Origin of the sequence: Phragmitibacter flavus, from assembly GCF_005780165.1 — a bacterium.
Taxonomy (GTDB): Bacteria; Verrucomicrobiota; Verrucomicrobiia; order Verrucomicrobiales; family Verrucomicrobiaceae; genus Phragmitibacter; species Phragmitibacter flavus.
Map to the genome: position 1 here is coordinate 299,444 of NZ_VAUV01000002.1, position 11,997 is coordinate 311,440.

The 11,997-nt window shown below is 57.8% G+C and carries 13 protein-coding genes; 6 read left to right on the forward strand and 7 right to left on the reverse strand.

The genetic code is table 11. The annotated features are described in order from the left end of the window. Positions 1-65: 65 nt before the first annotated feature. A complete protein-coding gene (gene nspC, locus FEM03_RS03320; protein ID WP_138084758.1) occupies positions 66-1,232 on the reverse strand; it encodes a carboxynorspermidine decarboxylase in 1,167 nt (388 codons plus the stop codon). A 130-nt stretch (positions 1,233-1,362) separates the two neighbouring features. Continuing rightward, positions 1,363-1,560: a tautomerase family protein gene (locus tag FEM03_RS03325; RefSeq protein WP_138084759.1), complete on the reverse strand. Its 198-nt coding sequence runs from the start codon at positions 1,558-1,560 to the stop codon at positions 1,363-1,365. Positions 1,561-1,674: 114 nt separating this feature from the next. On the opposite strand from FEM03_RS03325, the gene FEM03_RS03330 reads away from it, so the two are divergent. The 3 genes from FEM03_RS03330 (at position 1,675) to FEM03_RS03340 (ending at position 4,552) form a co-directional block, all read left to right on the forward strand. Next, the gene (locus FEM03_RS03330; protein WP_138084760.1) at positions 1,675-2,061 is read left to right on the forward strand and encodes a hypothetical protein; all 387 of its coding nucleotides are present in this window, start codon (positions 1,675-1,677) and stop codon (positions 2,059-2,061) included. A 14-nt stretch (positions 2,062-2,075) separates the two neighbouring features. Then, complete coding sequence (locus FEM03_RS03335; RefSeq protein ID WP_206170842.1) at positions 2,076-3,377, forward strand: putative sensor domain DACNV-containing protein; 1,302 nt, start codon at positions 2,076-2,078, stop codon at positions 3,375-3,377. 95 nt (positions 3,378-3,472) lie between these two features. Then, a complete protein-coding gene (locus tag FEM03_RS03340) occupies positions 3,473-4,552 on the forward strand; it encodes a pyridoxal-phosphate-dependent aminotransferase family protein (protein ID WP_138084761.1) in 1,080 nt (359 codons plus the stop codon). 46 nt (positions 4,553-4,598) lie between these two features. Here FEM03_RS03340 and FEM03_RS03345 read toward each other — a convergent pair whose 3' ends face one another. From FEM03_RS03345 to FEM03_RS25495, 4 genes are all read right to left on the reverse strand, one after another. Next, positions 4,599-4,955, reverse strand: a complete 357-nt coding sequence (locus FEM03_RS03345) for a HepT-like ribonuclease domain-containing protein (protein ID WP_138084762.1) — start codon at positions 4,953-4,955, stop codon at positions 4,599-4,601. Then, positions 4,952-5,245 carry a nucleotidyltransferase family protein gene (locus FEM03_RS03350; protein ID WP_138084763.1) on the reverse strand — a complete coding sequence of 98 codons (294 nt, stop codon included), beginning with the start codon at positions 5,243-5,245 and terminating at the stop codon, positions 4,952-4,954. Before FEM03_RS03350 ends, FEM03_RS03345 begins: the two co-directional genes overlap by 4 nt. A gap of 150 nt (positions 5,246-5,395) precedes the next feature. Next, positions 5,396-6,403, reverse strand: a complete 1,008-nt coding sequence (locus tag FEM03_RS03355; protein ID WP_138084764.1) for an SDH family Clp fold serine proteinase — start codon at positions 6,401-6,403, stop codon at positions 5,396-5,398. A 34-nt stretch (positions 6,404-6,437) separates the two neighbouring features. Further along, positions 6,438-7,454: a LamG-like jellyroll fold domain-containing protein gene (locus tag FEM03_RS25495; RefSeq protein ID WP_138084849.1), complete on the reverse strand. Its 1,017-nt coding sequence runs from the start codon at positions 7,452-7,454 to the stop codon at positions 6,438-6,440. A gap of 130 nt (positions 7,455-7,584) precedes the next feature. Between FEM03_RS25495 and FEM03_RS03365 the strand changes: the two genes are divergently transcribed. Genes FEM03_RS03365 through FEM03_RS03375 form a run of 3 tightly spaced genes read left to right on the forward strand, consistent with a single transcriptional unit; the run spans position 7,585 to position 10,668 of the window. Beyond that, positions 7,585-8,505 carry an ABC transporter permease gene (locus FEM03_RS03365; protein WP_138084765.1) on the forward strand — a complete coding sequence of 307 codons (921 nt, stop codon included), beginning with the start codon at positions 7,585-7,587 and terminating at the stop codon, positions 8,503-8,505. Beyond that, positions 8,498-9,490 carry an ABC transporter permease gene (locus tag FEM03_RS03370; RefSeq protein WP_138084766.1) on the forward strand — a complete coding sequence of 331 codons (993 nt, stop codon included), beginning with the start codon at positions 8,498-8,500 and terminating at the stop codon, positions 9,488-9,490. The genes FEM03_RS03365 and FEM03_RS03370 overlap by 8 nt, the downstream gene beginning before the upstream one ends. A gap of 53 nt (positions 9,491-9,543) precedes the next feature. Next, positions 9,544-10,668, forward strand: coding sequence for an alpha/beta hydrolase (locus FEM03_RS03375; protein WP_240772652.1), 1,125 nt, complete (start codon positions 9,544-9,546; stop codon positions 10,666-10,668). Between the two features lie 2 nt (positions 10,669-10,670). Here FEM03_RS03375 and FEM03_RS03380 read toward each other — a convergent pair whose 3' ends face one another. Then, the gene (locus FEM03_RS03380) at positions 10,671-11,945 is read right to left on the reverse strand and encodes a voltage-gated chloride channel family protein (RefSeq protein WP_138084767.1); all 1,275 of its coding nucleotides are present in this window, start codon (positions 11,943-11,945) and stop codon (positions 10,671-10,673) included. Between the last annotated feature and the right edge of the window lie 52 nt (positions 11,946-11,997).

Here is an 11,997-nt window from a genome sequence, read left to right on the forward strand (position 1 = left end):
CGGCAAGATGCCGAGAACGACACGCAAGATGCGTGTGCTCCCCGGGTTTCTCTGAGTGAAAATGATCAGGAGAGACGGTCGCGGAAGTCTTCGTAGCCGAAGTGGCGCACGACGCGGAGTTCGTCGGTAGCTGGATCGTAGGTGTCGATGTCGGGATGCGGCACGCCGTTGAAGGTGGTGGTTTTCACCATGGTGTAGTGGGCCATGTCGGTGAAGACGAGTTTTTGGCCGATCTCGAGGGGGGCGGGGAAGGAGTATGCGCCGATGACGTCGCCAGCGAGGCAGGAGGTGCCGCCAAGTTTGTAGGTGTTGGGGTGTTCGTCGGGAAGTCCGGCACCGATGATGAAGGGGCGGTAGGGCATTTCCAGCACGTCGGGCATGTGGCACGTGGCGGAAATGTCGAGGATGGCGGTCTGGGTGCCCTGGACGCCGACGATGTCGAGGACGCTGGCGACGAGAAATCCGGTGTTGAGCGCGATGGCTTCGCCGGGTTCGAGATAGACTTCGACGTTGTGGCGCTCGCGAAAGGCTTTGACGATGCGGATGAGGCGTTCGATGTCGTAGCCGGGTTTGGTGATGTGATGACCGCCGCCCATGTTGACCCATTTGACCTGCTTGAGGAGGCGGGGAAAACGTTTTTCGACGGAATCGAGCACGCGTTCGAGGATGTCGGAGTCCTGCTCGCAGAGGGCGTGGAAATGGAGGCCTTCGAGACCTTCGAGGTCGGCGTTTTCATCGAGTTCAACGTCGCGGGTGCCGAGTCGGCAGCCGGGGGAACAGGGATCGTAGAGGGCGACCTCAACCGTGGAGACTTCAGGGTTCACGCGCAGGCCGGGGCTGGGTCGGTTGCCGGTGGCGGATTGAACGATGGGGCGGAATTTGTGCCATTGCGCGAGCGAGTTGAAGGAGAGATGTCCGGCGATGGGAAGGATTTTCTCCATTTCGTCGACCTTGTAGGCGGGGCAGTAGACGTGGACTTCGCGCTGGAATTCGTGATGGGCGAGCAGGGCTTCATTGAGTCCGCTGGCGCAGCAGCCCTTCAGGTATTGTCTCACCAAGGGGAAGGTGGAGAACATGGAAAAACCTTTGAGGGCGAGGAGGATGGTGCAGCCGGCTTCGGTCTGGACGTGCTGGAGCAGTTCCAGGTTTTTTTTGAGCAGGGCGAGGTCGACCACATAGGCCGGGGTGGTGACGCGATCGGGTGAAAAGGAGGGAGGAGCGGTGGAGGACATGGGCGAAGCGGGCAGAGGAAGGGGGGATTATGCATACGCACAACCGTGGAGGTTGGCATGCGGTTTTCGCGGGCTTTTTTGTGACGGTGGTGGGGATGCGACCGTGAACGGAAGGCCCGGGACGGACCTTCTACTTTTTTCGGAATTCGGTGGTGAGCATCCCGGTGTAGCCCCAGTTTTCGGGATCGATCTCGTCGATGACGATGTGGATGTGCTCGGGTTTTTTGCCGAGGTGGGTGACCAGGGATTGGGTAATGTCGGCGACGATTTGCTTTTTCTGTGCAGTGGTGACGCCGTCGCGGGTGATTTTAACGTTGACGTAGGGCATGGTGAGATGTCATGAAACGATTGATTCAGATAAAGACAATTCCCGTTTTGCAACTCTGTGGTTGGATGGGGGCGTAGCTTGAACTGAGTTTTTTATTTTCATTACAAGACATCGATGAGCGAGGCACTAAAAAAATACATTCCAGGGGTTTGCAACATCGGTCGGACGGAGATGCGCAAACGGAGACGGGTGGGGTTGATGGCGCTGGTGGCGACCGGATTGTTCTGGTGGGGCGCGGAGTGGCTGGAGGTGCTGCCGAAGTGGCGTGTGTTGTTGTTTTTCCCGGCCACCTTGGCGGCGGCGGGGTTGTTGCAATGGTTGATGGGCTTCTGTGCCGCGTTTGGTCTGAGCGGGGTGTTTAAGATGGGCACGGATGAGGACAAGACGGATACGGTGGCGCAGGCGGAGTTTCGGGCGAAAGACCGGCACAAGGCTTGGGTGATCATCGTGGCTTCGGCGTTGGTCGGGGTTTTGACGGCTTATGCGGCCTATGTGGTTTGACGGAGTGATTGAAAATGATGAACCCGCCATTCGGAGCCGAGACAGATCGTTTTTCTGAGGCGGATGCAAGGATGCGCGGACTGGTGGTGGAACTGGAGGGGTTGCTGGCGGGCAGGGCGGATTCGCCGACAAAGGCGCAGTTGATGGATCTTTGTGATTTGTTGTATGCGTCGAGTTTGTTGAAGGAGGAGGGACGGGCGGTGCGGGCCAGGCTGGTGGTGGCCCCGCCGGATGCGTTTGCGGTGGAGGATGGTCCGCCGGAGGGGGTTCATGCGATCCGCTTTGCCGTGCCGCATCCACTGACGTCGAATGAGGTGAAGCGGTTGAGTCCGGCGGCGAGTTTTTATCATTCGGTGATTGCGGTGTGGCCGGACAAGGGTCGGGGTTTTCGGGTGTGGGGGATTTTAAATACGGGTCCACGTTGGATGAATCTGGTGGCCGGTGGTCGGAAGGTGGCGGGGGCAGATTTGGCTTATCCGATCATTCATGTGCGTGATCCGGGGTGGCTGTTGTTTTATCAGGACTACCGGCTGTTGGCGGAGTGGCGGGGAAGGGAGTTTCACGGGCCGCGCATGGATGTGTTTCAGTCGAAGCTGCTGAGCGAACGGTTTGCAGATTTGCGTCGGCAGTTGGTGGAGGAATTGAGGGATGATTGTCTACCGGAAACGTTGTCGCTGGAGGCGTATGCGGATCTGGCGCATTTGATTGCGTTGCAGTTCGTGAGGAGGTCGATCAACCTGGTGCGCACCAGTGGGCATGGGGGTAGTCTGGTGTTGATTCCCGATGACGAAGAAGGGCGTGTGGCGGCGGAGAAGTGGATCGATTGCAAATATTTGCTTAAGGAGGATGGGGCGGGTCAGCGGTTCCGGCAGTTGTGGCAGGCGATCATTCGTCGGGTGGGACAGTTGAGTCCGGCGGGAGCGTCGGTGGAGCAGGCGTGGCAGGTGTTTCGGTTGAGCCGGGATGAAGAACTGGATCAGCTGGAGGAGTCGTTTTTTGAGCTGGCACGGTTGTTGTCGGATTTCATGATGGTGGATGGGGCTTTGGTGCTCGATCACCGGCTCGGATTGGTGGGATTTGGCGGGGAGATTCGAGTCGATCGCACGGTGCTGTATGTGGAACAGGCGCATGATCTCGAGGGTGGAAGTGTGTCGCGCTGGGATGTGCAGGGAGATGGGACGCGGCATCGGGCGGTTTACCGACTTTGTTCGGTGGAGCCGTCGGTGATTGGTTTTGTGGTGTCGCAGGACAGTCAGGTGCGGATGATCGCGAATGTGTATGACTCCGTGATGTTCTGGCCGCACACAGTGATATGAAAAGACTAAAGGATAAGGGCTAAAGGCTAAAAGAAACGAGGTTGTTTTCTTTGGGGGGCGGGGTAGGGTATCGGCCCTTTTCCTCTTATTTATTTATGCGCGACCATGTGAAACTTTTTATTCCGGGACCTGTGGAGGTTTCGGCGGATACTTATGCGGCGATGAATGCTCCAATGATCGGGCATCGCAGCAAGGATTTTCAGGTGCTCTATGCCGATGTGCATGAGAAGTTGCAGACGCTTTTTGGCACGACGCAGCAGGTGTATTTGAGCACCTCGTCGGCCTGGGGGGTGATGGAGGGGGCGATTCGCAATCTGGTGAACAAAAAGGTGTTGAACTGCTGCTGCGGGGCGTTTTCGGACAAGTGGTATGATGTGTCATTGCGTTGCGGCAAGCAGGCAGAGGCGCTGAAGGTGGATTGGGGTCAGGCGATCACAGCGGATCTGGTGGATGCGAAGCTGGCCACGGGTGAGTTTGATGTGGTGACCGTGGTGCACAGCGAGACCTCGACAGGGGTGCTTAGCCCTGTGGAAGAGATTGCGAAATTGAAGGCGAAGTATCCCGATGTGTTGTTTGTCGTGGACACGGTTTCATCGTTTACGACATTGCCGATGCACTTTGACAGCTGGGGTCTGGACATTCTTCTGACGGGTTCGCAAAAGGCATTTGCGATGCCTCCCGGGCTGGCGCTTTTCGCAGCGAGCGAAGCGGCTTATGCACGGGCCGCTGAGGTGAAGGATCGGGGTTATTATTTCGATTTGTTGGAGTTCCAGGCAAACGGCAAGAACAGCATGACGCCGAGCACCCCGTGCATTTCCTTGATTTATGGATTGCGGCATCAATTGAACAAGATGCTGGCTGAAGGCTTGGAAAATCGCTATGCGCGTCATGCGCGATTGAATGGCATGGTGCACGACTGGGTGCGCAAAAATGGCTTCGAGTTTTTCGCGCCGGAAGGGTATCGCACCAAGGGGTTGACCTGTGTCAAAAACAAGGATGGGTTTGATGTGGCGGCTTTCGTGAGTTTGCTGAAAAAGCGCCACAATCTGGCGATTGATGGAGGTTATGGCAAGATCAAGGGGCAGACCTTCCGCATTTCCAATATGGGTGATGAGAGTGACGAGAGCATCGCAGAGTTGATCGCGGCGCTGGATGACACGATGGGGGCTTTGTAGCATCCAGGGTGCGGACGCGATCGCTGAAGTTTGGGGTTCGAGGGGCTTAGGCTGACTTGAACCCTTCGAATTTCATGACTTTCTGAACCTCGTGTTTTAGAGAAGGGAGGTGCTGCTCCATGATGCGCCAGACAATGTCCCAGTTCACATCGAAGTAATCGTGAACCAGGATGTGGCGTGTCTTTTCCACCTTGTTCCATGGAACCTGAGGATGGCGATCCTTAAGTTCAGTGCTGAGTTTGAAGATGGCTTCGCCAAGAATCTCGATGTGTTTCAGCACGAAGAAACGGAGGAGTTCATCGGAGTCGAATGCGGGACGGTCCTTGACGGGATGTCGTTCGATGGCTTCGATGGCCTCCAGTATATCCTGAAGCCTCGACGAATCGCCTCGCGCGGGCTTCATGGTTCGACGGCCGCCTCCTCGATTGCAAGTCGCAGTCGTTCTCGCATCCAAGGATGCTCAGTCAGAACATCGACAGGGCAGCCGAGAATGGTCTGCAACCGATCCTTTAGGTCAACGAGATCAAAGACATCCATTTCGGGATGCATTTTTACGATGAAATCAACATCGCTGTGATCGTCATCATCGCCTCGCGCCACGGAGCCAAACAGTCGAATTCGCTCTGCCCCGAGGCTGCGGGCAGCTTCGAGAATGGCTTCGCGATGAAGTCGCACGAGTTCGCGTTTCGACATGCGTTCAAGTTTAACACAATCATCCCAAAGTTTCCATTTCAAAGCGGGGTTTTCATCCCCGCCATTGATCTGCCGATGACTCCATCGTGGGCCAATGAATTTGCGACGACCTTCAGCGTGTTGCGCTGATCGACGAGCGAGGAGACAATTTCATCGGATGTGGAAGCGCTGGGTCTTGATTTTGCCGGCGGCGAGGGTGACGCGGTTCCAGGCGCTTTGGTCGTTCATGGGGACCCAGCGGCGCTCTTCTTTGCGGTAGTGCCAGTCCTTGTCGTTTTGATAAAGGAAGGCGGTGGATTTGCCTTCGATGATGTTGAGGATCTCGTGGTCGTGGTAGTGCTCCTGGTCGTAGTCGGTGATGGCTTGCTGGCCCATCTCGGAATAGATTTCGTTGAGGTTGACGAGGAGATCGTTGAGGTCGGAGTCGAGATCGCTGACGTTGAGGCCGATGCGCTGGGCTTCGCGCAGCATGATGGGATACCCGTGGCTGGGGTAGGCGGAGTTGAGGTGTTTGCTGATTTTCTCGCGCGCCTTGGCGTTGTCGAGGTGGTAGGAGAGGATCTCTTCGCAAATCTTGATGGAGAGGGAGCTGGCGCGGTCGATGGCTCCGAAGACAAGAGGGTGGATGTGGTTGTAGAGGCTGGGGTAGGGGTTGGCTTCACCGTTGCCGCGCGATTCTTTCCAGAGGTGGAGGACGCGATTGAGCTCGTCCTGGGACACGGCGACGGCGTGGTTGGTGCGGTCGACCGGAGACAGGGCGTGGGTAAGGGAGGTGTCGACGGCGGTGAGGTAGGCAAGGGGGCCCATCTTGATTTCGTCGGCACCGATGGCCATCATGGTGGCGGCGGAGGCGGCTTCGAGCGGGATGAGGGCGGTGATTTTACCGGCGTATTGGCGCAGCAGGTTGACGATGCGCAGGGCGGCCTGGCCGTTGCCGCCGCTGGATTTGATGAAGAGATAGAGGTGTTCGCGTTTGCCGAGCCCTTTGAGGAGGTCGAAGAAGGCGGCGACGTCGTTGTGGCAGACGGAGCCGTTGCCGGAGGACCAGTAGGCGATGAAGGGGGCGCCGAGTTTTTTCTCCAACTGGGCAATGATCTTCTGCGTTTGGGGAGTAAGGATGGGGGGCTTGTTGATGCGAACGGCTCGTTTCTTTTCCATGGATGGGGTTAGGTCGTGCAGGATAGGGGATTGGTCAATGACGCTGGCGACGGCGGCGGAGGAAAAGGCTGCCGAGCGCGAGGGTGAGGAGGACGGCGCGGGTAGGCTCGGGGACGGCGGAGAGGCCGGTGGTGGCGGTCATTTGGAGAATCCACTGACTGCTGATGCTGTCGAAATAGAGGTCGCCCGGGTTGAAGCCGGAGCCGCTAAGGGAGTCGGTGTAGGACCAGGTGTAGCCGTTGAGGTCGAGGGTGCCGGTGGTGGTGGTATGGAGGGTGTGGAGCTGGGTGACGAGTTCGAGGTCGTAGTTGAAAAGGCTGTTGGTGGCGAGGGTGTAGATGGAGCGGGCTTCACCGGCGGTGAGGGCGTTGCTCCAGATGCCAAGGTCGTCCATGAGGCCAATCCAGTTGCCGCCGGACACGCCGATTTCCAGGGCATTCGTGTTGGCGAGTCCGTTGCCAAAGATGAAGGAGCCGGTGGCTACGGAAGCGCCATCGAGGTATTCGGTCCAGGTGCCGGTGGTGCCGGTGCTGTAACTGAGGGTGTAGGTAACCAGACGCCAGTCATTGGTCAGGACGTTCTGGGCGTTTTGGGCGAGATTCTGGTTGTAGCCGGTGGGGTTGGTTTCGCCGCTGTCGATGCGGATGTTGGTATCTGCGGTGCCGGCATTGCGGTTGATGATCCAGTGATTGCTGGTGGTGCCGCCAGCGCCTTTACGGGCGATGCGGAACCAGTCGGCATTGCCGGTGGTGCCGGTATTGATCCAGAAAGAGACGCTGAGATTGTTGGAGATGTCACTGAATCCGGTGGTGGAGCCGGAGGAGGTGGTGTGGGGGGCGGTGAGCTTGTTGTTGTTGACGGAATAAGCGTAGCCGTCGCCAAACGGGGTCGAGGTGCTGTAGGTGACGGAACCGGTGGCGTGGTTGTTGTTGCCGCTGGCGTCATTGCCATTCTGAGCGTCGAAAGAATAGATCGCGATGACGCTCGCATGGAGGGCGGGGGCAGCCAGAGAGAGCAACAAGGCGACGAGGGGAATCTTGATGGCGTTCATAGAGTCGGAAAGTGAGAAGGGGTTGGAAGAAACGGACGCGATGATGAAAGGCTATCAATTTTGAGAGGGTTGAGCAATCCCTGTTTGTTTTTTTGCCTTGTGGTAGAACCTGTGCTTGTTGAGCGGACTCATGGCGACGTTCATCCTGCGACGATTCATCAGCAGCCTCTTTGTGCTGTTGTGTGTGGCGTCGCTGACGTTTGTGTTGTCGATTTCACAGAAGGGCGGACCGTTTGAAAAGGAGCGGATGACGGAGCAGGCGAAGGCGGCGAAGGAGGCGCAGTATGGGTTGGATGGGAGCAAGTCGGAGCAGTTGGGGCGGTATTTGAAGCGGCTGATTTTTGAGGGGGATTTGTATGTGTCGCTGAGGTATCAGAATCTGACGGTGGCGGAGATCCTTGGGCAGAAGCTGCCGAACTCGCTGCTGGTGGGTGGGACGGCGTTTTTGATTGCGTCAGTTGGCGGGGTGCTGGTGGGGTTTGTGGCGGCGATGAAGAAGGATTCGCTTTGGGATGTTGGGGGGATGTTTTTTGCGCTGGGGGCGATCAGTGTGCCGACGTTCATCACGGGGCCATTGATGATTGCGGTGTTGGGGATCTGGCTGGGTTGGCTGCCTATTGGCGGGGTGGGGACGTGGCAGCAGCTGGTGATGCCGTCCATTTGCTTGTCGTTACCGTTCCTGGCTTATGTGGCGAGGCTGACGCGCAACAGTTTGCTGGATGTGCTTTCGCAGAATTACATGCGCACGGCGAAGGCGAAGGGATTGGACGAGGTGCGGGTGCTGGCGAAGCACGGACTGAAGGTGGCCATTTTGCCGGTGGTGACGTATCTGGGTCCGATGGCGGCTTATGTGCTGACGGGATCGTTTGTGATCGAAAGTGTGTTCAACATTTCGGGGGTGGGGATGGTGTTTGTGAATGCGATTCAAAACGCCGATTGTTTTCTGCTGACGGGCGCGGTGATCGTGTATTCGGCGCTGATTGTGTTTTTTAACTTTCTGGTGGACGTGATTTACATGTTCCTGGACAAACGAATTCAATTGCATGGCTGAGGCGGCGACATCCAATCGATGGCAGGGCAGTCCGCCGAATGGCTGGCAGATTTTGCGTCGCAACCGGCTGGCGATGGTTTCGCTGTGGTTCACGCTGGCGGTGGCGGTGCTGGCGGTGGTGATTCCGTTCTTTCTGGATGCGGGAGTGAAGCAGGTGAGTGAGGATCAGTTTTTTCCGCCGATGAGCCGGTCGGAGGACGGGACGCGGTTTCATCTTCTCGGGACGGATGCGAATGGTCAGGATTTGTTTTATCGTTTGCTGACGGGAGCGCAGGTGAGTTTGGGGGTGGGATTGGTGGGGGCGCTGGTGAGTCTGGTGATTGGCGGGATTTATGGGATGATCAGCGGTTATGCGGGAGGCAGGATTGATGGGGGAATGATGAGGTTGGTGGACATTCTGAATTCAGTGCCGAGCCTTTTGTTTGTGATGATTTTCATCAACACGTTTGATGGTTATTTTAAGGATGGGTTGGATGGTTTGCGTCTGTGGGCGCAGGGGGAGCAGATGAAGTGGCTGGTGGACTTGGCGAATGATGCGATTCCATATTCGCGGATAGGGATTCTGGTTTTGGCGCTGGGATTGGTGCAATGGCTGACGATGGCTCGGTTGGTGCGGGGGCAGGTGCTGGTGTTGAAGGAGCTGGCGTTTGTATCGGCAAGCCGCGCGATGGGGCAGGGTTGGTGGAGGATTTTGTGGAAGCACCTGTGGCCGAACTTGAGCACGCTGGTGCTGACATGTTTGACGTTGACGATTCCGGCGGTGATCCGAGATGAGAGCTTTTTGAGCTTCCTAGGTCTTGGAATTGAAGATCCGGCGGCGAGCTGGGGGTCGCTGTTGAAGGACGGGGCGCAGGTGATCAATCCGCTGGACAGCAAATGGTGGCTGCTGGCATTTCCGGCGGCGCTGATGTCATCGACTTTGCTGGCGCTGAATTTCCTTGGGGATGGATTGCGCGATGCGTTTGATCCGAAGGGCGGGGATTGATGAAGTTGAGGTGAGTTGAAACTTTGTGGCGATGGGCGGGTTGGATGGGCATGATGAAGTTGGGATCTTTGTTGATGTTTGGCCTGAGTGGGATGGCGTTTGGGATTTGGGCGCAAGCCCCCGTGCGGGTGCCGGAGGGGGTGAAAGCTCATCGGGATTTGGTTTATGTGAAGGACGGACATGAGCGGCATAAGCTGGATCTCTATTTGCCGGAGACGAAGTCGGATGAGTTGTTGCCATTGATCATCTGGGTGCATGGGGGTGGTTGGCAGAATGGTTCGAAGGAGGGGTGTCCGCCGTTGCGCGGGGGTTACGTCGAGAAGGGATATGCGGTGGCGAGCATCAACTATCGGTTGAGCGGTCATGCGGTGTTTCCGGCGCAGATTGAGGATTGCAAGGCGGCGGTTCGTTGGTTGAGGGCGCACGCAGATGAGTATGGTTTGGATGCGAAGCGATTTGGGGTGTGGGGGAGTTCAGCGGGCGGGCATCTGGTGGCGTTGATGGGGACGAGTGGCGATGTGAAAGCGTTTGATGTGGGGGCTCATTTGGATCAGTCGAGCCGGGTGCAGGCGGTCTGTGATTATTTTGGGCCCACGGACTTTGAGGTGTTTGTGAAGACGCCGGGTTATGAGAGGGTTGCGAATGTGGAGTCGCCGGAGGCAAAGTTGCTAGGGGGCGCAGTTTTGGAGAACAAGGACAAGGCGGCGCGGGCAAATCCGATCAATTATGTGAGCAAGGATGATCCGCCGTTTTTAATGGTGCATGGCGATGCAGACAAAACGGTGCCGTTGAATCAGAGTGAGTTGTTGTTCGAATCGTTGAAGAATTCAGGAGTGAGTGCGCAATTGCATACCATTCGAGGGGGTGGGCATGGCAGGCCGGGGTTTGGGAGTGAGGAAATCGCGAAGTTGGTGGTGGATTTTTTTGATGAGCGATTGAAGAAAGGCGCTACGAAGGTGGTGGCGTTGACGACGGAAAGTGTGGCGGAGGAGGGAGAGGCACCGCCGATGAACCGTGGAGAAGGGCGAAGAATTCCCTGGGAGATGGTGTTGCGTCGCGATGACAAGGACGGCGATGGCACGGTGAAGAAGGGGGAGTTCAGTGGTCCTGCCGGACTTTTTCAGCGGCTGGATGCGAATGGCGACGGAGTGCTGACGCGGGAGGAAGTCGAGCGGTGAATTCAGCTTCTATTTTTGGGAACGGCGAGGCGTTGGGCATGGTAGATGCCGGTGGGGCCGCTGGAGTGGTAGGCGATGAAACAGGCGAGGCCAAAGGAGACGCCGTAGTGGGAGCCGAAGAGTTCGATGCCCATGAGGGTGCAGGCGAGGGGGGTGTTGGCGGCACCGGCAAAGACGGCGATGAATCCGAGGGAGGCAAAGAGGGCGACGGGTTCCTGAAGAAGGAGGCCGAGGCTGTGACCAAGGGTGGCACCAATGTAAAACAGGGGGGTAACTTCGCCGCCTTTGAATCCGCTGCCCAGGGTGACGGCGGTGAAGAGGGTTTTCCAAAGCCAAGACCATGTGTGGGCACCGTCGGGTTGGAACGATGAGGTGATCGAGACGGCGTTTGGGTCGGGGTTGTCGACGCCGAGTCCGAGGTAGTCGCGGGTGCCAAGCAGGTAGACCATGGCAATGACGAGGAGTCCGCCGATGACGGGTCGGAGGGGAGGATAGGCGATGCGTCGGGCGAAAAGCGATTGGGTGGCGTGGGTGAGGGTGGTGAAAAGTCGGGCGGCGAGTCCGAAAAGGATGGCGGCAAGGGCGACTTTGGCGAGGAGAAGGGGATGGAAGGCGGCGCGAAGTCCGGCATCGGGGGCGACTTCGAGGTGATAGACCGTGTGGTGGATGCCCCAGGCGGTGCAGGTGGCGTCGCCGATGATGCTGGCGATGAGGACGGGGATGAGGGCATCGTATTGGATGCGGCCGATGAACAGGACTTCCATGGCGAACACGGCTCCCGTGAGGGGGGTGCCGAAGACGGCGCCGAATCCTGCGGCGATGCCTCCCATGAGCATGAGTCTGCGCGTGTCGGGTCCAACGCGGAACATGCGGCTGAGGAGTCCGGCGAGGCTTCCGCCCATTTGCACGGCGGTGCCTTCGCGTCCGGCGGAGCCTCCGAAGAGGTGGGTGATGAGGGTGGCAATGAGGACGAGGGGAGCCATCCGGGCGGGGACACCGCCGCCGGGTTGATGGATTTCGTCGATGAGCAGGTTGTTTCCTCGATCGGAATTTTTGCCGAGATGATGGTAGAGGAGTCCAACGAGGCCACCGGCGATGGGAAGGGCGAACAGGAGGTGGGGGTGGGTCCAATGAATATGGGTGACCCGGTCAAGGGACCAGAGGAAGAGGGCGCTGGCGGAGCCGGTGAGAACGGCGACGGGCAGGATGAGCAGGCTCCACCACAGCAGTTGGGCAAGGTTGTTGAGTGGTTGGAGAAGGTTAGGCCAGCGCTTCATCGGGACCGGGATGGACGGCGGGTGACGTTAGCGTGGGTCGCTTCCGGGTGCG

What these genes read in the sequence shown, in the direction of transcription:
- nspC (WP_138084758.1), bottom strand. Translation starts at nt 1,232, where the DNA reads ATGTCCTCCACCGCTCCTCCCTCCTTTTCACCCGATCGCGTCACCACC.
- FEM03_RS03325 (WP_138084759.1), bottom strand. Translation starts at nt 1,560, where the DNA reads ATGCCCTACGTCAACGTTAAAATCACCCGCGACGGCGTCACCACTGCA.
- FEM03_RS03330 (WP_138084760.1), top strand. Translation starts at nt 1,675, where the DNA reads ATGAGCGAGGCACTAAAAAAATACATTCCAGGGGTTTGCAACATCGGT.
- FEM03_RS03335 (WP_206170842.1), top strand. Translation starts at nt 2,076, where the DNA reads ATGATGAACCCGCCATTCGGAGCCGAGACAGATCGTTTTTCTGAGGCG.
- FEM03_RS03340 (WP_138084761.1), top strand. Translation starts at nt 3,473, where the DNA reads ATGCGCGACCATGTGAAACTTTTTATTCCGGGACCTGTGGAGGTTTCG.
- FEM03_RS03345 (WP_138084762.1), bottom strand. Translation starts at nt 4,955, where the DNA reads ATGAAGCCCGCGCGAGGCGATTCGTCGAGGCTTCAGGATATACTGGAG.
- FEM03_RS03350 (WP_138084763.1), bottom strand. Translation starts at nt 5,245, where the DNA reads ATGTCGAAACGCGAACTCGTGCGACTTCATCGCGAAGCCATTCTCGAA.
- FEM03_RS03355 (WP_138084764.1), bottom strand. Translation starts at nt 6,403, where the DNA reads ATGGAAAAGAAACGAGCCGTTCGCATCAACAAGCCCCCCATCCTTACT.
- FEM03_RS25495 (WP_138084849.1), bottom strand. Translation starts at nt 7,454, where the DNA reads ATGAACGCCATCAAGATTCCCCTCGTCGCCTTGTTGCTCTCTCTGGCT.
- FEM03_RS03365 (WP_138084765.1), top strand. Translation starts at nt 7,585, where the DNA reads ATGGCGACGTTCATCCTGCGACGATTCATCAGCAGCCTCTTTGTGCTG.
- FEM03_RS03370 (WP_138084766.1), top strand. Translation starts at nt 8,498, where the DNA reads ATGGCTGAGGCGGCGACATCCAATCGATGGCAGGGCAGTCCGCCGAAT.
- FEM03_RS03375 (WP_240772652.1), top strand. Translation starts at nt 9,544, where the DNA reads ATGAAGTTGGGATCTTTGTTGATGTTTGGCCTGAGTGGGATGGCGTTT.
- FEM03_RS03380 (WP_138084767.1), bottom strand. Translation starts at nt 11,945, where the DNA reads ATGAAGCGCTGGCCTAACCTTCTCCAACCACTCAACAACCTTGCCCAA.